26 protein-coding genes and 1 pseudogene are annotated in these 26221 nt (G+C 37.5%); 20 read left to right on the top strand and 7 right to left on the bottom strand.

Annotated elements, in window-relative coordinates:
* Positions 1-4 precede the first annotated feature (4 nt).
* From ACMGDK_RS19115 to proC, 3 genes are read left to right on the top strand one after another with little or no spacing between them, the layout of a single operon-like run.
* Entirely contained in the window at positions 5-493 is a 489-nt protein-coding gene (locus ACMGDK_RS19115; protein ID WP_436809404.1) for a hypothetical protein, read from the top strand.
* A 5-nt stretch (positions 494-498) separates the two neighbouring features.
* Positions 499-1512, top strand: a complete 1014-nt coding sequence (murB, locus tag ACMGDK_RS19110; RefSeq protein ID WP_436809403.1) for a UDP-N-acetylmuramate dehydrogenase — start codon at positions 499-501, stop codon at positions 1510-1512.
* Between the two features lie 14 nt (positions 1513-1526).
* Positions 1527-2330 (top strand): pyrroline-5-carboxylate reductase, encoded by an 804-nt coding sequence (proC, locus tag ACMGDK_RS19105; RefSeq protein WP_436809402.1) that lies wholly within the window; start codon positions 1527-1529, stop codon positions 2328-2330.
* Here proC and ACMGDK_RS19100 read toward each other — a convergent pair.
* A complete protein-coding gene (locus ACMGDK_RS19100; protein ID WP_436809401.1) occupies positions 2311-2733 on the bottom strand; it encodes a VanZ family protein in 423 nt (140 codons plus the stop codon). The genes proC and ACMGDK_RS19100 overlap by 20 nt on opposite strands.
* A gap of 55 nt (positions 2734-2788) precedes the next feature.
* Here ACMGDK_RS19100 and lnt point away from each other — a divergent pair, with 55 nt between their 5' ends.
* A complete protein-coding gene (gene lnt / locus ACMGDK_RS19095; RefSeq protein WP_436809400.1) occupies positions 2789-4423 on the top strand; it encodes an apolipoprotein N-acyltransferase in 1635 nt (544 codons plus the stop codon).
* Between the two features lie 211 nt (positions 4424-4634).
* On the opposite strand, the gene ACMGDK_RS19090 is transcribed toward lnt, so the two are convergent.
* Positions 4635-6347 carry a T9SS type A sorting domain-containing protein gene (locus ACMGDK_RS19090; RefSeq protein ID WP_436809399.1) on the bottom strand — a complete coding sequence of 571 codons (1713 nt, stop codon included), beginning with the start codon at positions 6345-6347 and terminating at the stop codon, positions 4635-4637.
* 240 nt (positions 6348-6587) lie between these two features.
* Between ACMGDK_RS19090 and rpmB the strand changes: the two genes are divergently transcribed.
* The 7 genes from rpmB to ACMGDK_RS19055 all read left to right on the top strand — a co-directional run bounded on the left by rpmB (position 6588) and on the right by ACMGDK_RS19055 (position 10149).
* Positions 6588-6830 (top strand): 50S ribosomal protein L28, encoded by a 243-nt coding sequence (gene rpmB, locus ACMGDK_RS19085; protein ID WP_002976757.1) that lies wholly within the window; start codon positions 6588-6590, stop codon positions 6828-6830.
* A gap of 6 nt (positions 6831-6836) precedes the next feature.
* Positions 6837-7019, top strand: coding sequence for a 50S ribosomal protein L33 (rpmG, locus tag ACMGDK_RS19080; RefSeq protein ID WP_007841812.1), 183 nt, complete (start codon positions 6837-6839; stop codon positions 7017-7019).
* 19 nt (positions 7020-7038) lie between these two features.
* Positions 7039-7191, top strand: coding sequence for a DUF4295 domain-containing protein (locus tag ACMGDK_RS19075; RefSeq protein ID WP_002976755.1), 153 nt, complete (start codon positions 7039-7041; stop codon positions 7189-7191).
* 84 nt (positions 7192-7275) lie between these two features.
* Entirely contained in the window at positions 7276-8232 is a 957-nt protein-coding gene (locus tag ACMGDK_RS19070) for an MBL fold metallo-hydrolase (RefSeq protein WP_436809398.1), read from the top strand.
* A gap of 162 nt (positions 8233-8394) precedes the next feature.
* Positions 8395-8778, top strand: a complete 384-nt coding sequence (locus ACMGDK_RS19065; protein ID WP_436809397.1) for a RidA family protein — start codon at positions 8395-8397, stop codon at positions 8776-8778.
* Between the two features lie 92 nt (positions 8779-8870).
* On the top strand, positions 8871-9824 hold the full coding sequence (ftsY, locus tag ACMGDK_RS19060) for a signal recognition particle-docking protein FtsY (RefSeq protein WP_436809396.1): 954 nt from the start codon (positions 8871-8873) through the stop codon (positions 9822-9824).
* A 70-nt stretch (positions 9825-9894) separates the two neighbouring features.
* A complete protein-coding gene (locus tag ACMGDK_RS19055; protein WP_111960539.1) occupies positions 9895-10149 on the top strand; it encodes a GlsB/YeaQ/YmgE family stress response membrane protein in 255 nt (84 codons plus the stop codon).
* Positions 10150-10220: 71 nt separating this feature from the next.
* Here ACMGDK_RS19055 and sppA read toward each other — a convergent pair whose 3' ends face one another.
* Complete coding sequence (gene sppA / locus ACMGDK_RS19050) at positions 10221-11975, bottom strand: signal peptide peptidase SppA (protein WP_436809395.1); 1755 nt, start codon at positions 11973-11975, stop codon at positions 10221-10223.
* A 20-nt stretch (positions 11976-11995) separates the two neighbouring features.
* On the opposite strand from sppA, the gene folK reads away from it, so the two are divergent.
* From folK to fmt, 5 genes and pseudogenes are all read left to right on the top strand, one after another.
* A complete protein-coding gene (gene folK, locus ACMGDK_RS19045; protein ID WP_436809394.1) occupies positions 11996-12412 on the top strand; it encodes a 2-amino-4-hydroxy-6-hydroxymethyldihydropteridine diphosphokinase in 417 nt (138 codons plus the stop codon).
* A 20-nt stretch (positions 12413-12432) separates the two neighbouring features.
* A pseudogene (locus ACMGDK_RS19040) lies at positions 12433-13536 on the top strand (OmpA family protein); the annotation flags it as partial.
* Positions 13537-13576: 40 nt separating this feature from the next.
* Positions 13577-15013: an OmpA family protein gene (locus tag ACMGDK_RS19035; RefSeq protein ID WP_436809393.1), complete on the top strand. Its 1437-nt coding sequence runs from the start codon at positions 13577-13579 to the stop codon at positions 15011-15013.
* Positions 15014-15090: 77 nt separating this feature from the next.
* Positions 15091-16998, top strand: a complete 1908-nt coding sequence (locus tag ACMGDK_RS19030) for a RecQ family ATP-dependent DNA helicase (protein WP_436809392.1) — start codon at positions 15091-15093, stop codon at positions 16996-16998.
* 204 nt (positions 16999-17202) lie between these two features.
* Positions 17203-18147 (top strand): methionyl-tRNA formyltransferase, encoded by a 945-nt coding sequence (fmt, locus tag ACMGDK_RS19025; protein WP_436809391.1) that lies wholly within the window; start codon positions 17203-17205, stop codon positions 18145-18147.
* Positions 18148-18293: 146 nt separating this feature from the next.
* Here the strand turns inward: fmt and ribB are convergent, their stop codons facing one another.
* Both ribB and ACMGDK_RS19015 read right to left on the bottom strand, forming a co-directional pair.
* Positions 18294-19415 carry a 3,4-dihydroxy-2-butanone-4-phosphate synthase gene (ribB, locus tag ACMGDK_RS19020; protein WP_436809390.1) on the bottom strand — a complete coding sequence of 374 codons (1122 nt, stop codon included), beginning with the start codon at positions 19413-19415 and terminating at the stop codon, positions 18294-18296.
* Positions 19416-19482: 67 nt separating this feature from the next.
* Complete coding sequence (locus ACMGDK_RS19015) at positions 19483-20487, bottom strand: LLM class flavin-dependent oxidoreductase (RefSeq protein ID WP_436809389.1); 1005 nt, start codon at positions 20485-20487, stop codon at positions 19483-19485.
* A gap of 291 nt (positions 20488-20778) precedes the next feature.
* Between ACMGDK_RS19015 and ACMGDK_RS19010 the strand changes: the two genes are divergently transcribed.
* On the top strand, positions 20779-21126 hold the full coding sequence (locus ACMGDK_RS19010) for a hypothetical protein (protein ID WP_436809388.1): 348 nt from the start codon (positions 20779-20781) through the stop codon (positions 21124-21126).
* Between the two features lie 24 nt (positions 21127-21150).
* On the opposite strand, the gene ACMGDK_RS19005 is transcribed toward ACMGDK_RS19010, so the two are convergent.
* Positions 21151-23277: a helix-turn-helix domain-containing protein gene (locus ACMGDK_RS19005; RefSeq protein ID WP_436809387.1), complete on the bottom strand. Its 2127-nt coding sequence runs from the start codon at positions 23275-23277 to the stop codon at positions 21151-21153.
* 80 nt (positions 23278-23357) lie between these two features.
* Between ACMGDK_RS19005 and ACMGDK_RS19000 the strand changes: the two genes are divergently transcribed.
* A complete protein-coding gene (locus tag ACMGDK_RS19000; protein ID WP_436809386.1) occupies positions 23358-23810 on the top strand; it encodes a hypothetical protein in 453 nt (150 codons plus the stop codon).
* A gap of 280 nt (positions 23811-24090) precedes the next feature.
* On the opposite strand, the gene ACMGDK_RS18995 is transcribed toward ACMGDK_RS19000, so the two are convergent.
* Positions 24091-24615, bottom strand: coding sequence for a gamma carbonic anhydrase family protein (locus ACMGDK_RS18995; RefSeq protein ID WP_436809385.1), 525 nt, complete (start codon positions 24613-24615; stop codon positions 24091-24093).
* A gap of 173 nt (positions 24616-24788) precedes the next feature.
* Here ACMGDK_RS18995 and ACMGDK_RS18990 point away from each other — a divergent pair, with 173 nt between their 5' ends.
* Both ACMGDK_RS18990 and ACMGDK_RS18985 read left to right on the top strand, forming a co-directional pair.
* A complete protein-coding gene (locus ACMGDK_RS18990; protein WP_436809384.1) occupies positions 24789-25667 on the top strand; it encodes a NifU family protein in 879 nt (292 codons plus the stop codon).
* Between the two features lie 11 nt (positions 25668-25678).
* Positions 25679-26206 (top strand): NADPH-dependent FMN reductase, encoded by a 528-nt coding sequence (locus tag ACMGDK_RS18985; protein ID WP_436809383.1) that lies wholly within the window; start codon positions 25679-25681, stop codon positions 26204-26206.
* The last annotated feature ends 15 nt before the right edge of the window (positions 26207-26221 follow it).

The raw sequence follows: 26221 nt of genomic DNA, 5'->3' as shown, positions 1-26221 counted from the left end.
ACTTATGATGCCGGCAATAAAAAATACTTACCTGAAACTTCTGTTTTCACTATTTTTGCTGCCGGCATTTTTTTCCTGTGACAAAAAGAAAGAACCAACTTCGGCCAGTCATAAAAACCCGAATGAAATAACCTTTATCAGCGTATCCAATATCGGTGGTGATCAGGGTGATTACAAGATCATCAGAGTCACAAAAGATTCTATACATGCACAAAAGGGTATCACAGCCCGTCAAACCCATCAAGAATGGGATTCAGCCATTAGTATACAAACCTGGAACAACCTTATCTCCCCGATTAACATTAAAGATCTGGATGTGATACAAAGCTCTCCAAGCCAACAGTCTGTAGACGGTATTGACGAAACTTTTCAGATCAGGACTCCGAAAAAGTCACATCTGTATGTCAATTCTTATGCAGACACACTTCATTACAGACAGCTTAAACAGTTTAAAGAACAACTCAACCTCATTCTTCCCACAGAATACCAATAAACAACATGCAAGAAAATTTTTCCTTAAAGCCTTACAATACATTTGGTGTTGATGCCAAAGCAAAATATTTTACTGAAGTACAAAACCTTGAACAACTAAGGAATGCGATCAGTTATTCTAAAGATCACAGTCTTCAGATTTTATTTTTAGGCGGCGGAAGCAATATCCTGCTGACAAAGGATTTTGACGGGCTTGTCATTAAACTTAGCTTAAAAGGAATTTCTGAAGAGGACCTTAATGAAAATGAAGTTCTTGTAACAGCAAAAGCCGGAGAAAATTGGCATGAATTTGTGATGTACAGCCTTGAAAAAAATTACGGCGGACTGGAAAACCTCTCATTAATCCCGGGAAATGTTGGAACTTCACCGATGCAGAATATTGGTGCTTACGGAACAGAAATAAAAGATGTTTTTGTAAGCTGCACTGTTTTAGACCTGGAAAATCTTAAGCTTAAAACTTTTAATCTTGAAGACTGCCGTTTCGGCTACAGGGATTCTATTTTCAAGCAGGAAGGAAAAGGAAGATATGTGATTCTGGAAGTGAGTTTTAAATTAACAAAAAAAGATCATCACATTAAAACAGAATATGGTGCGATAAAAACAGAACTGGAAAATTCAGGGATCACTTATCCTACGATTCAGGATGTTTCCAAAGCGGTGATCAATATCAGGCAGAGCAAATTGCCGGATCCTAAAGAAACGGGAAATGCCGGGAGTTTTTTTAAAAATCCAACCATTCCTTTGGCACAATTTGAAGACCTGAAACAAAGATTTGAAAATATCCCCGGTTATCCGAACGGAGATATGACAAAAGTACCTGCAGGATGGCTGATCGAGCAATGCGGATGGAAGGGGAAACAGCTTGGAAATGCAGCTTCACATAAACTTCAGGCATTAGTCATTGTGAATGCTACAGGAAATGCTACAGGAAAAGAAATTTTTGATTTTTCTACAGAAATTATCAATTCCGTTAAAGAAAAGTTCGGGATAGAGCTTGAACGGGAAGTGAATATTATCTAAAAAAGAGCACAAATATGAAAATAGCAATCCTAGGAGCCGGCAATATGGGCCTTTCTTTTTCAAAATCATTCTTAAAATATGAACTGATCAAGCCGCAGGATCTTCACCTGATCACCCGCAGCCAGACTAAAATTTCTAAAATCGCCGAAGATTTTCCAAAATCCCAGATCTCCACTTTTGAGGAGACGCAAGACCTGGATGCCGATCTTATTATTGTAGCAGTAAAACCTCAGGATTTTCTGCATGTTGCCCGGAACTTCCAATTTACGCTGAAAGAAAACCAAATGGTTCTTTCCATTATGGCCGGAATTAAAATCGAAAAAATTCAGAAATTATTAAACCATCCGCTTGTGGTGAGAGCCATGCCGAACTCTCCTACTCTTCTGGGAATGGGAATCACAGGGTACACGGCCGCAGAAGGCATTTCTTTCAGCCAGCTGATCAATATTGAGCGACTTTTGAACAGCACCGGCAGATCGGTCTACCTCGAAAACGAAGATCTTCTGGACGGCGTTACAGCACTTTCAGGAAGCGGGCCTGCCTATTTTTATTATATCGTAGATGCTATGATAAAAGCAGGCGTTGAAATGGGTATCGATGAAAATCTTTCCAAACTGTTTGTACAGCAGACTATGCTGGGAGCTTATCACTTGATCAACAATTCGGAAAAAAGCCTGGAAGAACTTATTAAAGATGTAGCCTCCAAAGGCGGAACTACTGAAGCTGCTTTAAAAACATTTGAGGATAACAATTTTAAAGAAATTTTGAAAAGCGGGATTTTGAATGCCGAAAAGCGCGCTAAAGAACTAAACGGCTAAATCTTTTTTCAATCAACCCGCGGAGCAGCCATCCGAGATAAACACCGAAAGTATTAAGAATAATATCATCTACCTCGAATATCCCCATTCGGGTAAAATACTGAAGCGCCTCAATGACAATGATAGAGGAAATAAAAGTATAGATCAGCACCTTCAGATCTTTGAGTCTGGGAAATATCCAACCGAGAAAGCCGAAAGGAATAAACATAATAATATTGCCCAAAACAATAATGACAATATCCTTCCAGCCAATCGTGTTGAGGATAAACTGCATGGTAGACAAAACCGGCTGTATCCTGATCAGGTTATCCTCATACTGAAATCTTCCCATTCCCCAAAACATGAGATACAGCAAAAACAGCATATAGGGAACAATAATGATTTTGTAAAACTTCTTTAACATGAAGTACAAATTTATTCATTTCAAAAACATTAAATTTGTGTGTTAAATTAATTTAATGAAATACATTTTACTTACGCTCATTTCAGCGATGCTGCTATCTGTTTCGTGGCCTACTTACGGAATTCCGTTCTTTATATTTTTTGCTCTTGTTCCGCTTTTAATGATGGAACACGGAATCTCAAAATTTTCAACTTACAAAAGAAAAAGCTGGATGGTTTTCGGGCTTTCCTACCTTTGTTTTGTGATCTGGAATATTGTGACGACAGGATGGCTGTATGGCTCCAGGAATCCTGACGGAAGCCATTCCATGATGGCAGTTGTATTTCCCGTTTTGGTCAACTCTTTCCTTTATTCTCTTGTTTTCCAGTGCTACCACTGGTACAAAAATGCGCAGGGAACGTATTGGGGATTAGGATTTTTAATCGCCATATGGATGAGTTTTGAAAAATTTCACATGAACTGGGAACTGACCTGGCCGTGGCTGAATTTAGGCAATGTATTTTCAGATTATCCTAAATTAATACAATGGTATGATACACTGGGAGCAACCGGTGGAAGCTTCTGGATCTTATCCATCAATGTTCTGATTTTTTATACTCTAAGAACCTGGGAAGCGGGAAGAAAAAGAAAAGACCTGATTAAAAATACTTCAATTGTTGCTGCTTTAATCACTCTTCCCATGATTATCTCATTGATCAAATACAATAATTTCGATGAAAAGCCTTCCGGACAGGTCAATATTCTGATGCTGCAGCCCGATCTTGATCCTTATGCTGAAAAGTATTCAAAGGACAGCCTGACTATTGAAAATGATCTTTTAACCTTAGCTGAAAAAAATTCAAAAGGAAAGATTGATTATTATATTGCCCCGGAAACAGCTCTTCCCGGAAGAGGATCCATCTCTGAAACCGCTTTCGAAAAAAGTCTGCTTTTAAATAATGTGAAAGGATTCTTATCCAAACATCCGGGAGCCGTTTTTGCAACCGGAATTTCTTCGCACCGTTTTTATAAAAATCAGAAGAATATCCCGAAGGAAGCTTATCAGGTTAATCCGGAGCTTTGGGTGGAAAGCTACAATACCGCTATCCAGCTGGCACCGCAGCAGCAGACTCAGGTATATCACAAAGGAAAACTGGTTCCCGGCGTTGAAATCTTCCCGTATATGAATGTTTTAAAACCTCTCTTAGGTGATGCAATGCTTAATCTGGGCGGAACCGTGGCTTCTTTAGGAATAGATGAGGAAAGAAAATCTTTTTCAAATCCTTATAATAAAGGCAGATTGGCACCTATCATCTGCTATGAAAGTATCTATGGAGAATTCACCACGGATTATGTAAAAAAAGGAGCCAATTTCTTAGGAATTATGACCAACGATTCATGGTGGGGTGTCACAGAAGGACACAAGCAGCTTTTATCGTATGCAAAATTAAGGGCTATAGAAACCCGAAGAGAAATTGCGCGTGCTGCCAATAGTGGCATATCAGCTCATATCAATGCAAAAGGAGAAGTGGTAGCCGATACTTTCTATGGCGATAAAACAACATTATTTGCAAAAGTGAATCTTTACGAAACAATGACCTTTTATACAAGAGCCGGCGACCTGTTATCAAGGTTTTCCATTTTTGCCCTGGGCTTTTTACTGTTTTACTTTTTAATTGAAAAGTTCAGGAACAGGACTAAGAAGGCATAATTTTTATTTTTAACAGATATCACTATGAATTTGCACCAATGAGCACAGGCATCAGTGCAGCCTCTTGGATAAATAAATTACAGACCCATAATTTAGTTCTTAAATTAAAGAACAAAACCTATTCTTGAGTGGATAACGATTAATCTTCAAATAAAAAAACAGAAAAGCCAGCTGGACGTCTGGCTTTTCTTACTAATAGAACTCTTCAGTTTTATTTAATCATAAGTTTTTGAGTGGTTATCTCGTTTTTAGTTTTCAGTTTTAATAGGTAAGCTCCTTTCGTAAGGTGTGATACGTTGATCGACTGATCATTATTTAAAATAACATTCTGTTTTCTTCCGTCCATAGAATATATTTCAACGTCCGAAACTTTTTCTCCTTTCATAAATACTTTCTCTGATGCCGGATTCGGATACACTGAAATTCTGCTGTTTATTGCTGCATCACGCGTTCCCAATGTGCCTTGTGCTGAAGCATCAGAAAAGGCCTTTGAAGCATCTATAGATCTTACGCTCCAATATACATTCTGAACAGAAGGATCCAGATCCAGGAACCAGGACGGTGTTGTTACGACATATTTCGCAATATTGGCAGCTCCGGGCGTAGATCCGACTTTGATCTCGTAACGAAGGGCATTTGTTGGTGTCTTATCATCAGATGCACCGCTCCACGAGAAATTAAAGCGGTTTCCTGTCTTTGTTAAATTAAGGACTGCAGGAGGTACAGGTTTCAGATTAACTTCCGTAGAAGTGTTTTTGAAAATTTTGGTAAGTGAAGGCATGCCCGGATCTGCCCAATCGAATCCGGCCAATACAATATCCAGACGGTGATTATTGTCAAAGTCAAATAAATCCACAAAACCAGGCCCTCCTAAAGTATGCAGTCCTGTAGGTATATTTTCAGTAAAATTCTGAGTGGAAGGATTGTAGAGAAAAGTTTTCCCTACAGCATCGCTGTTTTCATCGTTTCCGGAAACAATAAAATCATAGTATCCGTCATTATTCAGATCACCGGCAGCTACAGATGAATCTGAGATCTCAGCAGCGTTTATCTGCTGTGTGTTCAGATGACCGGTCCCATCATTCATCAGTACGGCGAGAAATCCGGAATAGCTGTCATCCTGGCCTGTAATGACAATATCCTGATAGCCATCCGCATTGAAGTCTGCAAAATCCATTTTCCCACCCGTCAGGGCAATAAGATCCTGCGAAGGGACCAATGTTCCTGCCTGGTTCAGATATACTTTACAGACCGGATGATCACCTTGCTCCATTCCCAGAATAACAAGATCGAGAAGATGATCATTATTGAGATCCACAAACTTAAAGCTTCCGTTCTGTGTTCCGGATTGCCAGCCTTTAAATATCTCGAAATCAGTTCCTGTATTCTTATAAAAATCAAGGTTATTCAGAAAACCCAGTCCTGCTACATATTGTGTTCCGTTAATAGCATAATCTGTTTTACCATCATTATTGAAATCAAAGACCTCTAAAGACCCGTAGATTTTCCCGTCAAGTACAGCTTCATTAATAAAACCTGTTCCTGAGTTCCGGAACCTGTAATGCTTATAATTGACAACATCATTATAGCTTAATCCTGTAGAAATAATATCCAGCAGGCCATCATTATCAAAATCAATGAATTTTATATCTCCCAAATGCGTTGCATTCACTCCCAGGCTAGCATAAGGCTCCAGTGAAGTGCCGTTATTTTTGTATACTTCGTTAAAAGACGTATCAACATTTCCATCATGGTCAGTATCAATGGCTCCGTTGATCACTACATCCTGCTTTCCGTCACCATCCATATCAGCCGTATCAGCCGATCCGTAATAAAAATTTTTCATACCGGACTGGATTTCAGTATAATCCTGAGCCACCAGGCCAACAGGAAGCATAGATAAAAGAATACAAATCCTCTTCATTTTATTTTTATTTAGATTAATTAAAAACAAAGATAAAACATTCGGATTTGCATTTACCGGAAAGTTTACATGAAATATATCAGTCACTTGGCTCAGCCTGTCTCGGGAATTATTTTATTTTAAAATTCATGATTACTAATCAGTCAGTTATTTGTAAATATTTTCTAAAAGATTTGTCTATCTAAAAAATTCTTCGTTATTTTGCAACCTCAAATATTATACAAATAAGAACATCGAGATATGTCAAGAATTTGCCAAATAACAGGAAAGCGTGCAATGGTTGGTAACAACGTTTCTCACGCTAATAACAAAACGAAGCGTCGTTTTGAAATTAACTTATTGGAGAAGAAGTTTTACCTTCCGGAGCAAGATAAGCACGTAACACTGAAAGTATCAGCTCATGGATTGAGAGTGATTAACAAGATTGGAATCGAGGAAGCTATTGAAAGAGCTACTAGAAACGGATTGATTAAAAAGAATTAATAAATCATGGCAAAAAAAGGAAACAGAGTTCAGGTAATCCTTGAATGTACAGAGCACAAAGAGAGTGGTATGGCGGGAATGTCAAGATACATTTCCACTAAAAATAAAAAGAACACTACTGAGAGACTGGAGTTGAAAAAATACAATCCTGTTCTTAAGAAAGTTACAGTTCACAAAGAAATCAAGTAATTTATAAATATAATTTACCATGGCAAAGAAAGTAGTAGCAACCCTACAAAGCGGACAGTCAAAAAAAATGACTAAAGTTGTGAAAATGGTTAAGTCATCTAAGTCAGGTGCTTACGTTTTCGAAGAAAAAGTAATGAATGCAGACGAAGTAGACGGTTATTTGAAGAAATAATCTCCACTTTATTTACAATATAAAAAACTACTCAAATTTTGGGTAGTTTTTTTTTATATATTAGCTTTTTTCAAAAACACAAATATGAAATACTTGTTTATTCTTCTGGCAGGTCTCTCTCTGTCCTGCCAGCCTAATAGAGCCAAAAATGCTGAAAAGATAAAACTTCCGGAGAAAGGCGTAAAGCTTATCGTTTTAGGAAATATCCAGGATGCGGGCTCACCACAAGCCGGCTGTAAGAAAGAGTGCTGTGCTGATCTTTGGGAACACCCCATACAGAACCGAAAAATAACTTCAATAGGAGTAATTGATTATGATTTACAGAAAAATTATCTCTTTGAAGCAAGCCCTGATTTTACACAACAGGTACAGCTGCTGCAAGAACGTTCCGGTACTCCCAAAAAAAATACACCTGACGGCATCTTTATTACACACGCCCATATTGGCCATTATGCGGGATTGATATTTTTAGGAAAAGAGGCTATGAATTCAGAAAAAGTTCCGGTTTATGCAATGCCAAAACTTAAGAGTTTTCTTGAAAATAATGGGCCCTGGTCTCAGCTGGTACATATAAATAATATTTCCATCAAAGAGCTACAGAATGAAATTCCGACACAGATCAGTAGCAGACTGCAGGTAACTCCTATACAGGTTCCTCATCGTGATGAATACTCAGAAACAGTAGGGTACACGATTAAAGGACCCAATAAGAAAGCTCTTTTCATTCCGGATATTGATAAGTGGGGTAAATGGAAATATAATATTACTGAGCTTATTAAAAATGTAGATTACGCTTTTTTGGATGCTACATTTTATGATGCGGAAGAAATAGGATTCAGAAACATTTCAGATATTCCACATCCTTTTGTTGTAGAAAGTATGGAGATGTTCAAAAATTTATCGGCAAGGGACAAAAAAAAGATTCACTTTATCCATTTTAACCATACCAACAAACTTTTAATTCCAAACAGTAAGGAAACTAAAACAGTTTTGGCAAACGGTTTTAATATTGCCAGGTTAGGAGATGAGGTAGCCTTATAGAAATTATATAAGCAGTTATTAACCTAAAAAGCTGTCACATAAATATATATTTTTTTTAAAAATAACCTTTACTTTACTTACAATATAAAAAACTACTCAGATTTTGGGTAGTTTTTTTGTTATCTTTGTTCACCAGATTATTAATCAATTAAATATATCCATATGAAAAAGATTTTTATTCTGGCTTTCACAGAAATTTTTCTATTTTCATTCGGTCAGGAAAAAATGAGCAATGTAGAATATAAAGGCTCCTCAGAGGTTTTTACCATTAAAGGGCTTTCACAATCAGTAAGTATCGACTGTGGAACTTCTAAAATGATCTTACTCTCCGGACAGGTCCCGTTGGATGCTGCGGGAAATCTTGTAGGAAACGACGTTGAGAAGCAGACCCAGCAGGTTTTTAAAAACATTGAATTCATTCTGAAAGAATATGGAGCTACCGGAAAGGATATTGTAAAACTGGGAATATTCATCACTGACATTTCCAAAACACCAGACTTTAGAAAAATCGTGACTTATATATCAACCTTCAAAATCCTCCTGTAAGCAGCCTTGTGGAAGTGAAACGTCTTTTCAGAGATGATGTAGTTATAGAAGTAGAGGCTACGGCAGTTATAAAAAACAAATAAGAATGAACTATGAGTTGGTTTAAAAATATTTTCAAAAAAGAAGAAAAGGAAACTTTAGACAAAGGCCTGGAAAAATCCAGCCAGGGTTTCTTTGAAAAAATGACAAAAGCCGTAGTCGGTAAAAGCAAAGTAGATGATGAAGTACTGGATAACCTGGAAGAGATACTTATTGCATCTGATGTAGGCGCGTCTACAACCATCAAAATCATAGAAAGAATTGAAGAACGCGTTGCCCGCGATAAATATGTGGGTGTAGGCGAACTTGACAATATTCTCCGTGAAGAAATCTCCGGACTGCTTCTTGAAAATCCTCATGCCGGAACCGGCAACATCGATACTTCAAAAAAACCTTATGTAATAATGGTAGTTGGTGTAAATGGTGTAGGGAAAACCACTACGATCGGGAAACTCGCTCACCAGTTCAAGTCTGAAGGAAAGAAGGTTGTCCTTGGTGCCGCAGATACCTTCAGAGCGGCAGCGGTAGACCAGCTGACCATCTGGAGCGAGAGAGTGGGAGTTCCTATTGTAAAACAGGATATGGGCTCAGATCCGGCTTCTGTGGCTTTTGACACAGTACAGAGCGCTGTAGCACAGGGTGCGGATGTAGTGATCATTGATACTGCGGGAAGACTTCACAATAAGATCAACCTGATGAATGAGCTTTCAAAAATCAAAAGGGTAATGCAGAAAGTAATTCCTGATGCTCCTCATGAGATCCTGCTGGTTCTTGATGGATCAACAGGGCAGAATGCATTTGAACAGGCAAAACAGTTTACAGCAGCCACCGAAGTGAATGCATTGGCAGTGACAAAACTGGACGGCACAGCTAAAGGAGGTGTTGTCATAGGTATATCAGATCAGTTCCAGATTCCGGTAAAATATATAGGGGTAGGCGAAAAGATGCAAGACCTCCAATTGTTTAATGGTACAGAATTTGTTGACTCTTTTTTCAAGAAAAGATGATATTTATCATATTTTATCTTTAACTTAGATATCAAATTTACACATTATTAACAATTAAAAATTTAGGACTATGGGAATTTTAACTTGGATCATATTTGGTCTTATCGCGGGCGCAATTGCAAAACTTATTATGCCAGGAACACAAGGTGGCGGCTGGCTAATGACAATTATCTTAGGTATTGTTGGAGCTTTCGTAGGAGGATTTATAGGTAGCCTTTTGGGATGGGGAACGACAGACAGTTTCGATTTCAGAAGTATGCTTTTAGCTGTAGGAGGAGCTTTAATCGTTCTCTGGATTTACGGAATGGCTACTAGGAAAGGCTAATAGAAGCAAATAAAAATAAAATCCCGGAACTGAATTTCAGCTCCGGGATTTTTTGTACAATATAATTTAGTTTAGTTGATCTTAATCTGGTAAGGCATTTCCATTTTCACCTCAGACTGCAGCTTTTCATTGGTAATCTGCTGAAGGATTTCATAATTGGCTTTACCTATTTTATTTTTAATGATTCTTGCAGAAATATCTTCTTCATTCAGATCTTTGAAAATCTGCTCAAACGGAGACATTTTTTTAGGATAGGAAGACACATGGTAAGATTTTAATCCTGCTTTCTGTGCAGCAAATTTTACAGCGTCATTCAGTGTTCCAAGTTCATCGACAAGACCAATCTCCTTGGCACGTACCCCACTCCATACTCTTCCACCTCCAACACTGTCGATCTGCTCGAAAGTCTGTTTTCTGTTCTGTGTTACAAAATGTACAAACCTTTTATAGGTTCCTTCCACACTTCTGGTAATCAGGTTTACTCCGTAAGGGGTAACACCGTTCAGAGGTGAATAATACTGGGAATTCGCATTGGTAGCAACAATATCTGAACGGATACCGTTTTTATTTGCGATATCCTTATAATAAGGAATCACTCCGAAAACTCCGATAGACCCCGTCAGCGTATTAGGCTCTGAATAAATTTTATCTGCTGCCATCGCAATATAATATCCTCCTGAAGCAGCATAATCACCAAAAGAAACCACTAATGGCTTTTTCTTTTTCAGCTGCTGTAATTCGAATAAAATCTCATCCGAAGCATTAGCACTTCCGCCAGGAGAATTGATTCTGAAAACCACTGCCTTTACTTTATCATCATTCTGAAGATCTTTGATGTATTTCACATATTTCTCAGAATGGATCTCGTTGTAATTGTCACCGCTGTTGATTCCTCCTGAAGCATACAATACAGCTACTTTTTCTCCGGACTTATCTTCATCTTCATAAGAACTGATATAGCCTGCTAATGATACTTTATTCAGCTTTTCCTTTTCTTTAAGGCTAAGCTTAGATTTTATCATCTGATCATACTCCGTCTTCTGGATCAGCTTATCAGCAAGTTTATATTTTAATCCTAATTCAGGGATCATTCCGTACAAACTGTCAACAACCATTTTAAACTGTGCGGTATCAATTTTTCTTGAAACGGCCATTTTAGTAGATGTATTTTTCCAGATATCATTTAAAAGAGTACCCAGCTGCTCTTTATTTTCCGGAGAAATATCATTTCTCAGAAAAGGCTCAACCGCTGACTTAAACTTCCCGTGTCTTATCACTTCTATACCAATACCATATTTATCAGCAAAATCTTTAAAGAATGTAACCTCTGTAGCCAATCCTTTCAACTCTATCATTCCTGATGGGTTAAGATAATACTTGTCCGCAACGGATCCTAAATAATAAGAAGACTGCGAAACAGCATTACCGTAAGCATACACAAATTTTCCGCTCTTTTTAAAGTCCTCAATAGCATTTCTGATATCATCTATCTGCGTCATTCCGGCATGCACATCATCAGCTTCAATACTTATACCTTTAATATGATCATCGGTTTTGGCTTTTTTAATGGCCTCCAATACATCGTAAAGCATTACACTCTTGCTCTTATCACTGATATTGAACAGTCCCATTTCTTCTTCAGTAGGGCTGTCTATTATATTGGTCTTTAAATTAATCGTAAGAACGGAATTATTTTTCACCACAACAGATTTGTCATTCCCCATAGAACTAAACACAAGCATCATAATGAAAAAGACGAAAAATAAGGCACATAATATGACAATAGCCACTATATTTGCCAGTACGTTTTTAAAGAAACTTCTCATAAATCAATCAATTTTCCAATATGTCGCAGCATAAGGTAGTTTTGTTACTAGGAAGTAACCTTGGAGATCAAAAAAAAAATTTAGAACTGGCCTTACAGAAAATCAGTGAGGGAGGTAATTACATTTCACAAATAAGCGAATTTTTAATAACCGAACCTGTAGAATTTGTCAGTTCCAATATTTTTTGTAATATTGCATCAGAAATATTCACGTCTTTCTCGCCGATCCAACTACTTGGTTTTATCAAAAATATAGAAGTTGAGATGGGAAGAATCAAGGATTCATCTGCATCTGGCGGTTATAGCGATAGAATAATAGATATTGATATCATTAAATATAACGATCTGAAATTCAGGTCAGAAAAATTAGAGATACCCCATCAAAAGCATTTATTTGAAAGGGAATTTTCTAAAATATTGTTGAAAGATTTTATCTAAATAAAACATAAAAAACATATATGAAATTAGGTTTATTATTATTGGCCACACTACCTATCGCGGCTTATGCCCAGGATAGTACCGCAGTAAACTCTTCTAGTGAGTATCCTAATACCTTCTCTTCAGGTTCTGCTAATGTACAGCGTTTTGACAACAAAGCCAGACGTTTCAACGACTGGTCTATTTCTGTTGGTGGAGGTGCTGCATTTATGGCGCACTCTGATCTCAGATCTTTTTATGATAAAAAGGTAAATTGGGGGTATAGTGCTTACGTAAGTGTTGATAAGCAGATCACTCATGTTTTTGGATTAAGCCTTATCTATCAGAGAGCTGAAACAAAGCAGAAAGCAATGTTACCAGGCTCAGCAGGTGCTGCAGCCGGAGTAGGTACGGCAACTACCAAATTTGATCAGGTTGCTCTAATGGGAGATGTTAACTTTTCAAATTTATTGAGAAGAGTTGATAATCATTCTCCTTACCGATGGGCATTACACGGTTATGCAGGAATCGGGTTCCAAGGTTACAACACTTCTTTGCATGACGCGAATGAATTCAGATGGAGCGAAAGTCCAAAAAGAATTCCTTTGTTTATCAAAAAAGAGTTTGACATTAACTCTCTATACTATCAGTTTGGAGCAGGAGTAAAATACAAGGTATCAAAACTTATCGATATCGAAGCCAGAACAATGTATATCGTAAGTGGTGATGATGAATTCGACGGAGGCGGATGGGCTGATCCTAACGACTACGATCCAGCAACACCAGGATCAAAGTATAATATGATCAGTGATTCAAGATCTGATAATGCATGGACTGTCACTTTAGGAGTTTCTTTCAAGTTAGGAAACAAATTGTCACACTTAGCATGGCATGACCCACTTCAGGAAGCATACTATAGAACAAGCGTTTTAGAAAATGCAGCTACAGAACTTGTAGTATGTGAAAAAGGAGACGCTGATAATGACGGTGTATGTGATGACTGGGACAGACAGCTTGATACTCCTGCAGGAGCAAGAGTAGATGGTGCCGGTGTAGCTTTGGATATGGATCTTGACGGAGTTATTGATCTGTATGATAAATGCGTAACGGTTCCGGGACCTGTTGAAAACAACGGATGCCCTACAAAATAAAATCATTTAATTAACTAAAATAAAAAAATACACTATGAAATTAAGTTTAGCAGTTGTAGCATTAGCAATGGCAATTCCAGCCGTTAGCTATGCACAAGACTCAACAGCAGTTTCAAATGGAGAATATCCAAACACATTTTCTTCTGGTTCTGCCAATGTTTCTCCGTTTACCAATCAATCAAAAAGATTCAATGACTGGTCTATTTCAGCCGGTGCAGGTGTACCACTTGTACAGTCAGCTGATTTAACATCAATCAAGAATGGTAACGGTAAGAACCTTTTCGGATACTCTGCTTATGTAAGTATTGATAAAGCGATCACTCATGCGTTCGGTTTAAAATTACAATATGACAGAGGTGAAACAAGACAAGGATGGTTCAACACTAAAGATGCTGCTCCAGATGCAACAGCCGTAGGTGCAAGAACTCAGTATGATGCAATCTCTTTATTGGGAGATATCAACTTCTCTAATTTATTGAGAAGAGTTGACAATCATTCACCTTTCAGATGGGCACTTCATGGGTATGCAGGTATAGGTACTATTGCTTACAGAGCTTACCAAAAAGACATTAACGGACAGAGACTGGCTACGGAAATTAAACCTTTCAAACTGGGATCTATGTTTATGCAGGCTGGTGCCGGTTTAAAATACAAAATCAACAGAAGACTTGATCTTGAAGGAAGATTAATGTATGTAGTAACCGGTGATGATGAATTCGATGGAGGAGGTCACAAATACAGTGCGATCAACAAGCGTGAAGAGCAGGTATCAGACAACTTCTTTAATGCTACTTTAGGTCTTACCTTGAAGTTAGGAAAACACGAATCTCACCTAATGTGGCATGATCCGTTGCAGGAAATCTATTACAAACTTGATGTTTTGGCTAACAAAAACCAGGATATTGAAGTATGTAAAAAAGGTGATGCTGATAACGACGGAGTTTGTGACGATTGGGACAGACAGCTTGATACTCCTGCTGGTGCAAGAGTGGATGGTGCTGGTGTTGCTCTTGATACTGACCTTGACGGTGTAATTGACCTTTACGATAAGTGTGTAACTGTTCCTGGACCTGTTGAAAACAATGGATGTCCTACAACAACTGCAGGACCTATAGTAGAAACAGAAACTAAGCTTGAAGGAATTGAGTTTGATTTAAATTCTGATAGAATTTTACCTTCAAATACTCCAATCTTAAATAATGCTGTTTCATATATCAACTCTTCAAACGGTGCTTATAACGTAATCGGAGCTACAGATACAAGAGCTTCTGATGCTTATAACCAAAAGCTATCTGAAAGAAGAGCGAATAGCGTTAAGAACTATTTGATCAAAAACGGAGTAGAATCTTCTAAACTGAACGCAATCGGTAGAGGTGAAAAAGACCTTAAATACCCTGAGTGTGAACCGGCTACTAAATGTCCTGAATGGAAAAACAGAGCTAACAGAAGAGTATATTTCGAAGCTAAATAATATAATTATTAGTAAATATATCAAAGCCGTGCCTTGCACGGCTTTTTTTGTTGTAATAGTTTTATTACTTTTACCTTATGATTTCTCAGCAGGATTTCCAAAAATTAAAATATGATACCCTAAAATATTTTTGGGGTTATGATGCTTTCAGAGATTCTCAGGAAGGAATTATTGATGCAGTCATTAATGAAAAAGACTGTCTCGTTCTTCTGCCTACCGGGGCAGGAAAATCTCTTTGTTACCAGCTTCCGGCCTTATTGAAGGAAGGAACCTGTCTGGTAATTTCTCCCCTGCTGGCATTGATGAAAGACCAGGTAGGCCAGCTTAAACACCGAGGCATTGAAGCAGAATATCTATCCTCCGAGCTTGATGAGTATGATGCAGAAGCCATCTACGACCGCTGTAAAGATGGGCTTACCAAACTGCTATATGTATCCCCGGAAAGATTGACCAATACACAATTTCTTCAAAATATTGACGAAATTCAGCTGTCATTTATAGCCGTAGATGAAGCCCACTGTATTTCAGAATGGGGACAGGATTTTCGCCCCAGCTACCAGAATATCAAAGAATTCAGAAAAAATCATCCCAAGGTTCCCTGCCTTGCTTTAACAGCTACTGCAACACCAAAAGTTTTGGAAGAGATCAGGAATAAACTGGAACTTAAAAATCCATTTGTTTTTCAGAAAAGCTTTAGAAGAGAAAATATCAGAATTTTTTTGGATGAAGTTTCTGATAAATTCCAACGTGTTTTTGATATTTTAAAACACAATAACGATTCCGGAATTGTTTATGTAAGAACCCGGAAGGATGCAGAAATGCTGGCAGAATTCCTGAAAAAAAACCAGGTAAAAAACGTAGATTATTTTCATGCCGGCTTAACTACGAAAGAAAAAAACACAAGACAGGCCATCTGGAATAAAAGTGACAACCATGTTCTGATTTCAACCAATGCCTTCGGGATGGGAATAGACAAGGACAATGTCCGCTTTGTGATTCACTTCTCTCCTGCTCCGTCACTGGAAAATTATTACCAGGAGATCGGAAGAGCAGGAAGAGATGGTAAAGACAGTTTTGCTTTCCTTCTTTGGAATAAGCAGGAGCTGCTCAATTTTGATGAGATCCTAAAAAACCAGACACCCAACAAAGCTGAGTTTTTAAAGATCATCACCTACCTATACTCTATTTTCCAGGTAGCAGAATATGAGCTGCCGGAAAAAGTTTTTCAGCTGAACATTCAGGGAATACAAAATTTTACCAGACTGTCGAAAGCCAAGATCAGCAATGTCCTTAATTTTCTGCACAATCAGGAAATCATCTATCATAATGACAATAAAAGCCTTTCATCCTTAGAGCTTCTCTTCAATGCCGAGGAAATAGACCAGCTGCCTCGGAAAGACGCTTATTTCATAGAGCTACTGCTGCGTACCATATCAGGAATTACTACTCATAAGGTAATGTTCAGTGAACTACAGGTCAGTAATAAGATCGGGGTAAGTGTTCCTCTCATTAAAGAAAGACTTAAAGAACTACAGCAAAAAGATTATCTGGAATATGTGGATGGTGCGCTCTCAAGCATCAGATTTCTGAAGCCGCGTGATGAAAGAGCCATTAATGCAGCCTACTGGAAACTTTTTGAGCACATCCAAAAAAACAAAATTCAGAAGTGGGAAGAGATTAAGTTTTTTATAGAAAATAGTGATTACTGTAAGATGAAACTTATTCTCGCCTATTTCGGGGAAAAAAATACAAAAAACTGCGGACAATGCTCAGTTTGTGAGAAAAACAAGCAATCGATTTTTGGAAAAAATATTTCCCAGCAGATCATTAATTTGCTGGCAAAAAAACCGTCAACCATCGAAGACCTTTCAGTTCAGCTTAACTACCATTCTAAAAATAATATTTTAGAAAACCTGATTTTCCTTTTAGATTCAGGAAAAGTGAAGATGCTGAATTTCAGAACGTATGCGCTGAATGAGCAATAAGGTCAAGGGTGAATTTACTTCGCAAATGAACGGTGAATAACAATCAAGATACAAGGGTTAAGAATCTGAATTAAGACTCCAGATACCAGACATCAGATTCAGACTATTCAAATCTTTAAATTACTTATTCTAAAGCTCTCAAACCCTAACACTCTTCAACACAATGCTCTTCCATCTTTACACACAAACCCTTATCTTTGCAGTATGAAATCATTGAAAGTCGTTTTTTTAGGAACCCCGGAATTTGCAAAGACCTCTCTGGAAGCCATCTATCAATCAAATCATGAAGTTGTAGGTGTTGTAACGGTTGCCGATAAAGCCAGCGGCCGCGGGCAGAAGATCCATCAGTCACCGGTAAAGGTGTATGCTTCAGAAAATAATATTCCTGTTTTTCAGCCTGAAAAGTTAAGAAATCCTGAATTTTTAGAAGAACTTAGAAAACTGGATGCTGATGTTTTTGTAGTGGTCGCTTTCAGAATGATGCCCAAGGTTCTTTTTGAGATGCCTAAAATGGGAACTTTCAATCTTCATGCTTCGCTTCTTCCTGATTACAGAGGCGCTGCTCCTATAAATTATGCAGTGATCAACGGCGAAGAAAAAACCGGTGCAACCACATTTTTCATTAATGAAAAAATAGATGAGGGAAATATTCTTCTTCAGGAAGAACTGGAAATTTTACCGGATGAAAATGCAGGAAGTCTCCACGACCGATTAATGGTAATGGGTTCAAGGCTGGTTGTAAAAACACTTAACGGTTTGGCAGAAAACTCCATTATTGAAAGACCTCAGCCTCATGTGGAGCATCCTAAAAATGCCTATAAAATATTTAAAGAAGATACCAGAATCAATTGGAAAGCTCCGTCAAAAACAGTCCATCAGTTTATTCTTGGAATGTCACCTTATCCGGCCGCTTTCACGACTATAAAAATAGGAGAAGAGGAAAAAGGCTTAAAAATCTTCGCAGGAAAATTTGAAATCACGGATCATGGAAAACCTTCAGGATCTTTGGACATTTCCAAAAACGAATTTAAAATCTATACGGAAGACGGTATTTATTTTCCGCAGGAGCTTCAGCTTGAAGGCAAAAAAAGAATGACTGTGAAGGATTTTCTGAACGGGTTCAGAAATTTTGATGAAATAAGCTTGTAAGATTCAGGAGTTTAGAGTTGCAAAGTAAGAATCTGTCAGGATAGAAAAATAAAAAGGTTTAGAAAATTCTAAACCTTTTTTTATTTAATTTTTGATCTCTAAATAAAAATTAACAACAAAGTTAATTCACATTTGACCATTCACTTTTATAGCTGAACCAATTCCGTAACCTCTACATCATATCCTCCAACCTGTGGTTTGATATTAGGATTCTGTGTGATCACTTTGAATTTATTGATTCCCAGATTTTTCAGGATTTGCGTTCCGATCCCGTAATCTCTGTAATTGTATGCTAATGTAGGATGCTGTTCCTGTCCGTCCTGATAATTCAGGAACTGTTGAAGTTTTCGTAGTGTATTTTCAGAATTTGAAACGTTATTGATGAAAATAACGGCTCCTTTTCCTGCTTCATTTACCATATTGGTTACTTTCTCCAATAGCGGTTTTTCTCCGTTATTCAGTCTTGTCAGTACATCAAAATATGAATCTGAAGACTGAACTCTTACCAAAACAGGCTCATCAACCGTCCATGAACCTTTTGTCAAAGCAAAATGGATCTGGTCATTTGAAGTTTCTCTGAATGCAAAAAAGTCAAACTCACCATAAGCGGTTTTTACTTTTCTTTCTTCCAGTCTTTCGATAAGGTTTCCTTTCTTAAGCTGATAATGGATCAGATCTTCAATAGAAACGATCTTCATATCATGTTTTTGAGCGAAAGCATGAAGTTCCGGCAAACGAGACATGGTACCGTCATCATTCATGATCTCACAGATCACTCCTCCTTCTTTTAATCCCGCTAAACTTGTAAGATCGATCGCAGCTTCAGTATGTCCTGCTCTTTTTAAAACCCCTCCTTTTCTTGCACGAAGCGGGAAAATATGGCCAGGTCTCATGAAATCTGTCGGTTTAGATTTTTCGTCCATCAAAGCTAAAATAGTTTTGGCTCTGTCACCGGCAGAAATACCTGTAGATGTTCCGTTTCCAAGAAGGTCAACAGAAACGGTAAAAGCTGTTTCCTTAGGATCACTGCTTCTGCTTACCATCACCTCAAGGCCAAGCTCGTCGCATCTTTTTTCAGGAAGCGGCATACAGATCAGCCCTCTTCCGTGAAATGCCATAAAATTGATAATTTCCGGCGTTGTCAGTTCTGCAGCACAAAGAAAATCGCCTTCGTTTTCTCTGTCTTCATCATCTACTACTATGATTATTTTACCATTTTTGAGGTCTTCGATGGCCTCTGGAATAGTATTCAATTTAATATCAGACATGTTTACTTTTTATTTGTGCAAAGATACTTATAAAAATAAGCATCTGCCAATTAATATGAAGGGTTTGTTAGGCTTTGGATAAAGAGTTTACCGCCTCTCTGAAAATTTCATAAGATCTCAATCTCTTCTGGTGATCATAGATATGTGAATTGATAATTAATTCATCTACATTAAATTTTTCCTGAAAATCTTTCAGCTTTTCTTCAATTTCTGCCTGATCTCCTATCAATGTATATTTTAACTTCTGAAGCACCATTGATTTCTCCATGGGTGACCAGATGCCATCCATATCATCTACAGGTGGTGCAAAAGGTTTCCTGTCGTTTCTGATAATATTGATAAATGCCTGGAATAAAGTTGTGGAAATTTTATGCGCTTCTTCAGACGTTTCTGCTGCCACTCCATTGACGCATGCCATCACGTAAGGTTTATCTAACTGTTCCGAAGGTTGAAAATGTTCTCTGTAAATCTTAAAAGCCATTTCCATTTGCTCAGGAGCAAAATGTCCTGCAAAAGCATACGGAAGTCCAAGTTCCGCAGCCAGCCACGCACTGTCTGTACTGGATCCCAAGATATAAAGCGGAATATCGAGACCTTCACCGGGAATCGCACGAACTAAGGCATCAGAATTATTTTTCGAAAAATATGTCTGTAGCTCTAAGATCTGTCTCGGAAACTGCTGGTTGATAATCGCTGGATTTCTTCCCAAAGCCTGGGCAGTAAGACCATCGGTGCCCGGAGCTCTTCCCAGCCCGAGATCTATCCTTCCCGGAAAAAGAGATTCCAGGGTGCCGAACTGTTCTGCAATGATTAACGAACTGTGGTTGGGAAGCATGATTCCGCCGGATCCTACTCTAATTGTTTTTGTTCCGTTGGCAATAAAGCCGATCAGAACTGTAGTGGCAGAACTCGCAATACTTTCCATATTATGATGCTCAGCCAGCCAGAATCTTTTATAATTTAAGTTTTCAGTATGGTTCGCTAAAGACAAACTGTCCTGAAAAGTATCATGAATACTTTTACCCTGCTTTACGGGAGCAAGATCAAGCACCGATATTTCAAAATTTTTCATATTTTAAATTTTAGGTTTAAAACCAGACAAATTTAAACCTAATAAATCGCATTAGTTACTTTTTGTAATTGATAGGATGGATTAGCTAGTTCAGGAAAAAACTATTGGAATTTAATAATTATTCTATTAGTTTTTACTACAAGGATCTAAAAATTATTTCTTTATTCATTACATTTGATAAACAATACAGTTTATAATCAATCTGCAATAGTATATATGAATATTTTTAAGTCAATTTTGAATAGTTTAAAGGTAGTTCCCATTAGTGTAAAAATTGTCAAGAAAATACAAATGAGTGGTTTACATAAACAACTTATCCTATTAAATCAAGATAAAACTGAATTTGATTTTATCGGAATCTACTCAAATGGTAGTGATTGCCTCTATTTTAAAAAAGAGGGTAGCAATTTCAATATAGAATTTGAAGCAACAGAAAGAACCCAACTTCCTTATTTTGAAAAGATTAAAAGCTTTGCTATAAGAAACAACTACACATATACAGAAGTAACTAATAATGGTATTCCTTATCTAATAATTAAAACAAATACGAATATTGAACAAACCATACAGCTCGCAAGACATATTCAGAATCAGATATTTGGAAATAATGAAAACACGACCTACGAAATTGTTCCATAATTTCGCAACAGTTCATTAGTGAATTTACTTATTCTTCTCTTTCTTAAAATTATAATGATTAATTAAAATCCTGATCTCATTAAACTCAAAATCATTCGGAAGAGAATTCTTCCATTCCGTTAAGGTTTCATGAGGATTTTCGTAGAATGCTTTTTCAAACGCTTTGATCTTATCCGAAGTGATTACTCTTGAAATATCCAGCAAGCCCTGCTCTGCAAATTTTGCTAAATGGCCAATCACAGTTTCTTTTACCAGGCCTCTTTCCATAGCAATTTCACCAATGGTTTTTCCCTGTTCAAATAATTGGAAGGTCAGAACCTGCGAAGGAACTTTTGCAATCTTTAAATTGATTTCTTTATCATTTTTTTCATCTAAAAGCTTCGTTTCCAGAAGATGGATCTCTTTCAGGCTGTTCAGGTATTCTTCAGTATCTTCCAGCCAGTTTCTGAATTCCTCATTATACTGCTTCAGACCTTTTGCTCCTTTAATTTCAGCATAGAATTCCTTCAGCGGGTTGAATACTTTATCTCTGATTTCTGTGAAAAAGAAGTTAACTGCACCTTTGGTTTTGCTTTCAATGTCGGACCATTCTTCTTTATTTTCAATAAAATTATTAACCTTCTGGGAAATTACCCTTTCCAGTTTTTCGAAGATCTTTCCTAGATTGACAATTTCGTGTTTCAGCTGAAGATACAGCTGGTTTGTTTTTACGTGATCAATACTTTTTGTGGTAATGGACAGTTTATTCCACTCCTCCACTTCGTGCAGAAACCACAGGCAGTTTACCGTACGGAGTACTTTTTTGATGCTGTAATCATATTTTTCACGGTTCAGAATGGCTTCTACATTATCATTGGCAAGGGTACTTCCCTGAAACTGCAGAATTCTGTTGTCTTTAAAAATAACTTCAGGAGTAATTTTAGATTTTAAAACAATCCCTTCCAATGTACGGCATCTCGAAAGCGCAACATAAACCTGTCCGGCTGTAAAGCTTTTTCCGGCATCAATGATGACATTATCAAACGTTAATCCCTGGCTTTTATGGATGGTAACCGCCCACGCCAGCTTTATCGGAAACTGTTCGAAGCTTCCTAAAACTTCTTCTTTGATGTTTTTTTCGGTATCCAGGAAATATTTTTTCTGTTCCCAGACTTCTCTTTTCACGGTAATTTCTCTTTCACTGCCATCAAGAACGACTTTGATCTCATTATCATCTAAAGCAGAAATTTCACCCAGCTTTCCATTGAAATATTTTTTCTCACCGGTAATATCATTCCTGATAAACATCACCTGTGCCCCGACTTTCAATTCTAGAAACTGATCGTTTGGAAACTGGTTTTCCTTGAAATCTCCAAATAATTTGGCTTCATAAGTTTTAACCGTCAGATCAATTTCTTCCAATTTTTCCTGGTTGATCTCATCTGCCATCTTATTGTGTGAACACAGATAAACGTAAGATTCAGTTCCTGCCTTAAAATCAGGATCATATCTTTTATTAAGCTCCTCAAAATTGATATTGGCAACATCACCGTCACGGATCGCGTTCAGAATATCCAGGAACTTTTCATCCGACTGTCTGTAAACCTTAGTCAGTTCAATGGTCAGAAGCGGAATATCTTTAATGGCATGACTGTCGAAAAAGAATGGTGACTGATAGCAGATCTTTAAAATATGCTCATCTCTCACCACCGGCGGAAGCTGGTAAAGATCTCCAATGAACAGCATCTGCACCCCACCGAATCTTTGGCTGTTTCTTCTGATAAATCTCAGCGAAAAATCCATCATATCAAGAACATCGGCTCTCAGCATGGAAACCTCATCTATAATAAGCACCTCCACTTCTCTTAAAAGTTTAAGCTTATCTTTTCTGTATTTGAAATGAGGCATCAGGTCGGCAATATTATTTGCCATGCTTCCATCAATACGGTCTGTGGTGGGTAAAAAAGTCCTTAAAGGCAGTCCAAACATAGAATGGATGGTAACTCCTCCTGCATTAATTGCTGCAATTCCGGTAGGAGCAACCACTATATACTTTTTCCTCGTTTTTTTTACAAAATCATTGAGGAAGGTCGTTTTACCTGTCCCTGCTTTTCCTGTAAGAAAAACGCTTCTGTTTGTGTGCTCTATTAAGTCAAAAAAATGATTGTTCATTGTGCTTCAAAATTACGGAAATGAATTTGATTTTCTTACCTTGGCATAACTTTTGAAAATTCTTTAACAGAAAATAAATTATGATGAAAAAAAGTTTCATTTATACTCCACTATTAATATTATGCGCTACATTTACCTTGGTTTCGTGCAATACATCCAAAAATGCCAATACCAATCTGCCTAAAGATATTTCTGAAAGACCTGCTGACGAAGACAGCCAAAAATATGAACAGGCTCAGCTGGATAGATTAAAAGCATCTATTGAATCTGAAACATCCAAAGAAAAATGTACGGCTGCTTCGGAATGGACGTTTGCCCCAATGGGAGCTAAGGCCTGTGGCGGACCTCAGCAATACATTGCTTATCCTAAAAAAATAGAGACAACCATTCTTCCAAGAATTGAGGAATATACCGAAAAGGTAAAAGCCTTCAATGAAAAATACAATATCACGTCTGACTGCATGATGATAATGCCGCCAACATCTGTTAAATGCATCAATGGAAAAGCCCAGCTTATAACAGCGGAGCAATAAGAAAAAAATCAAAGCAAAGGTTATATATCCTGTTGAAAAATCAACATACAAACTCATTCAGGAGTTTATTAAGGATTGAAAAAAGCTCTATCATACGATGGAGCTTTTGTTTATTTGTAGGGTTTGACTCAAGATTTGAGAACTAAAATGCAAGAGCCAAGAATCAAGATTTTAAATTTCAGACATGAGATTTTTCCCAAGTGAATTTTAGCAAGTAATAAAGTTGCGGCATGCGGAAATCGCAGTTCTAACCAGCAACTGTTAACCAACAACTCAAATATTAACTAAGATTCTCCTTATACCATGAAGAATACTTCACATAATTATCAGCAATTCTGTTGACTTCTCCTTCCAATAACTGGGCAGAAATATCTTTAATTTTCTTTGCAGGAACACCACCCCAGACTTCTCCTGATTTAATATGGGTTCCCTGTGTCACTACAGAACCTGCTCCTACGATAGAATTTTCTTCTACCAGGCAGTCATCCATTACGATAGCTCCCATGCCGATCAGTACGTTATCTTTGATCGTACATCCATGTACGATCGCATTATGTCCGATGGAAACGTTGTTTCCAATATTTAAAGGGTGTTTCTGATAGGTACAGTGCAGCATGGCATTGTCCTGAACATTTACTTTATCGCCCATTCTGATGTAATGTACATCTCCTCTGATCACCGCATTATACCAGATACTGCAGTCCTTACCCATGGTAACATCACCGATAATGGTTGCGGTTTCTGCCAAAAATGTACCCTCTCCTATCTGAGGAGTTTTCCCTAAAAGTTCTTTTACAATTGCCATAATTTTAATTTGATAATTTGAAAATGAGTCAATTCGAAAATAATAATTCTAAAACGGCTGCTTCTATTCTCTGTCTTCTAATTTTAAATAACCGTGATAGCAAAAATCTAATTTCTAATCTCTAACTTCTAATTTCTAATTGCGTATTTTTGTATCTCAAATTTAACGAAAAAATGCGTACGATACTTATAGAACCAACTGAAAACCCGAAAGTGATGAAATTTGTCGCGGATTATAACCTGATCCCGGGCTCTTTAGAGTTGGACAGAAGTTCAGATATTTCAGAAATTCCTTTAGCTCAGGAACTTTTCAACTATCCTTTTGTGGAAAGAATTTTCATTACAGCTAATTTTGTAGCTATAGCGAAGCAGGACACTGTAGAATGGGAACATGTGGCTGACAGCCTGAAAAATGTCATTGAGGATGAATTATTGGCTAATCCCAGAATTTACCTTCAGAAAAGAAAGGAAATGTATCAGATCTATGCGGAAATGACGCCTAACCCTAGTGCTATGAAGTTTGTTTCCAATAAGCTGCTTATGGAAGGTTTTGTGGAAGTAAAATCTAGAGAAAAATCAGAGGGTGTTCCTTTGGCCCAGGCTATCTTTAAGGAATTTGATTTTGCCAAAGAAATTTTTATTTCTGATAACTTTGTGGCTGTAACAAGAGATGATTCTGTGGAATGGCATCAGGTGATGATGGCTGTACGCGGTTTTATTGCTGAATATCTTCAGAGTGGAGGAGAAATTTCAAATCTTGAGCCTCAGAAACATGAAAACCCTGTTGAAAAGATCATCAACAGAGATTATACGGATGACGAGCAGAAAATTTCAGACATATTAAATGAATATGTAGCTCCTGCAGTGGAAAATGACGGCGGAAAAATTTCCCTGATGGAATATGATCAGGAAACTAAAACAGCCAAAATGCTGTTACAGGGAGCTTGTTCAGGATGCCCGAGCTCTACCGCTACCTTGAAAAACGGAATTGAGAATATTTTAAAACAATTCGTTCCTGACCTGGTGGAAAAAGTAGAAGCTGTAAACGGATAACTGATTTTAAAATGGTTCCCGAAAAGAAGATCCTGGTCATTATTGGAAGTGCCACAAAAAATTCCAGCAATCGGAAATTAATAGAACAGGTTCTGGAAAAACATCCGGATACTGGCTTCCGCATATATGATGATCTGTCTGCTCTTCCGCATTTTGATACTTCATTCACTGATACGGGTACACCACAAGAAGTCTTGAATATCAGAAAAGAAATTGAAAATTCGGCAGGTGTCTTATTTTCTACTCCGGAATATATTTTCAGTATCCCGAGCAGGTTGAAAAATTTATTGGAATGGTGTGTTTCTACCACTGTTTTTTCTGAAAAACCGGTTGCAGTACTAACAGCATCTGCCAACGGAGAAAAAGGGCATGAAGAATTACTAATGATTCTGAAAACACTCGGAGCTAAAACAGAAGATCAGCATCAGCTTTTAATAAAAGGTATAAAGGGAAAATTTAACGATAACGGCTTGATTGAAAATAATATCTTTGCCCAAGTATCAACATTGATAACAGATTTCGAAAATACTGTTTCATAATTAAAATTAAAAATA

The sequence above is a fragment of the Chryseobacterium hilariae genome (genome assembly GCF_051400735.1).
Lineage (GTDB): Bacteria > Bacteroidota > Bacteroidia > Flavobacteriales > Weeksellaceae > Chryseobacterium.
This window is presented reverse-complemented; position numbering and strand designations above follow the sequence as displayed.

What these genes read in the sequence shown, in the direction of transcription:
- fmt (WP_436809391.1), top strand. Translation starts at nt 17,203, where the DNA reads ATGAAATCATTGAAAGTCGTTTTTTTAGGAACCCCGGAATTTGCAAAG.
- proC (WP_436809402.1), top strand. Translation starts at nt 1,527, where the DNA reads ATGAAAATAGCAATCCTAGGAGCCGGCAATATGGGCCTTTCTTTTTCA.
- ftsY (WP_436809396.1), top strand. Translation starts at nt 8,871, where the DNA reads ATGAGTTGGTTTAAAAATATTTTCAAAAAAGAAGAAAAGGAAACTTTA.
- ACMGDK_RS19070 (WP_436809398.1), top strand. Translation starts at nt 7,276, where the DNA reads ATGAAATACTTGTTTATTCTTCTGGCAGGTCTCTCTCTGTCCTGCCAG.
- murB (WP_436809403.1), top strand. Translation starts at nt 499, where the DNA reads ATGCAAGAAAATTTTTCCTTAAAGCCTTACAATACATTTGGTGTTGAT.
- ACMGDK_RS18990 (WP_436809384.1), top strand. Translation starts at nt 24,789, where the DNA reads ATGCGTACGATACTTATAGAACCAACTGAAAACCCGAAAGTGATGAAA.
- ACMGDK_RS19055 (WP_111960539.1), top strand. Translation starts at nt 9,895, where the DNA reads ATGGGAATTTTAACTTGGATCATATTTGGTCTTATCGCGGGCGCAATT.
- lnt (WP_436809400.1), top strand. Translation starts at nt 2,789, where the DNA reads ATGAAATACATTTTACTTACGCTCATTTCAGCGATGCTGCTATCTGTT.
- ACMGDK_RS19015 (WP_436809389.1), bottom strand. Translation starts at nt 20,487, where the DNA reads ATGAAAAATTTTGAAATATCGGTGCTTGATCTTGCTCCCGTAAAGCAG.
- rpmG (WP_007841812.1), top strand. Translation starts at nt 6,837, where the DNA reads ATGGCAAAAAAAGGAAACAGAGTTCAGGTAATCCTTGAATGTACAGAG.
- ACMGDK_RS19065 (WP_436809397.1), top strand. Translation starts at nt 8,395, where the DNA reads ATGAAAAAGATTTTTATTCTGGCTTTCACAGAAATTTTTCTATTTTCA.
- ACMGDK_RS19100 (WP_436809401.1), bottom strand. Translation starts at nt 2,733, where the DNA reads ATGTTAAAGAAGTTTTACAAAATCATTATTGTTCCCTATATGCTGTTT.
- ACMGDK_RS19005 (WP_436809387.1), bottom strand. Translation starts at nt 23,277, where the DNA reads ATGAACAATCATTTTTTTGACTTAATAGAGCACACAAACAGAAGCGTT.
- ribB (WP_436809390.1), bottom strand. Translation starts at nt 19,415, where the DNA reads ATGTCTGATATTAAATTGAATACTATTCCAGAGGCCATCGAAGACCTC.
- sppA (WP_436809395.1), bottom strand. Translation starts at nt 11,975, where the DNA reads ATGAGAAGTTTCTTTAAAAACGTACTGGCAAATATAGTGGCTATTGTC.
- ACMGDK_RS19000 (WP_436809386.1), top strand. Translation starts at nt 23,358, where the DNA reads ATGATGAAAAAAAGTTTCATTTATACTCCACTATTAATATTATGCGCT.
- folK (WP_436809394.1), top strand. Translation starts at nt 11,996, where the DNA reads ATGTCGCAGCATAAGGTAGTTTTGTTACTAGGAAGTAACCTTGGAGAT.
- ACMGDK_RS18985 (WP_436809383.1), top strand. Translation starts at nt 25,679, where the DNA reads ATGGTTCCCGAAAAGAAGATCCTGGTCATTATTGGAAGTGCCACAAAA.
- ACMGDK_RS19035 (WP_436809393.1), top strand. Translation starts at nt 13,577, where the DNA reads ATGAAATTAAGTTTAGCAGTTGTAGCATTAGCAATGGCAATTCCAGCC.
- rpmB (WP_002976757.1), top strand. Translation starts at nt 6,588, where the DNA reads ATGTCAAGAATTTGCCAAATAACAGGAAAGCGTGCAATGGTTGGTAAC.
- ACMGDK_RS19010 (WP_436809388.1), top strand. Translation starts at nt 20,779, where the DNA reads ATGAGTGGTTTACATAAACAACTTATCCTATTAAATCAAGATAAAACT.
- ACMGDK_RS19075 (WP_002976755.1), top strand. Translation starts at nt 7,039, where the DNA reads ATGGCAAAGAAAGTAGTAGCAACCCTACAAAGCGGACAGTCAAAAAAA.
- ACMGDK_RS19090 (WP_436809399.1), bottom strand. Translation starts at nt 6,347, where the DNA reads ATGAAGAGGATTTGTATTCTTTTATCTATGCTTCCTGTTGGCCTGGTG.
- ACMGDK_RS18995 (WP_436809385.1), bottom strand. Translation starts at nt 24,615, where the DNA reads ATGGCAATTGTAAAAGAACTTTTAGGGAAAACTCCTCAGATAGGAGAG.
- ACMGDK_RS19115 (WP_436809404.1), top strand. Translation starts at nt 5, where the DNA reads ATGATGCCGGCAATAAAAAATACTTACCTGAAACTTCTGTTTTCACTA.
- ACMGDK_RS19030 (WP_436809392.1), top strand. Translation starts at nt 15,091, where the DNA reads ATGATTTCTCAGCAGGATTTCCAAAAATTAAAATATGATACCCTAAAA.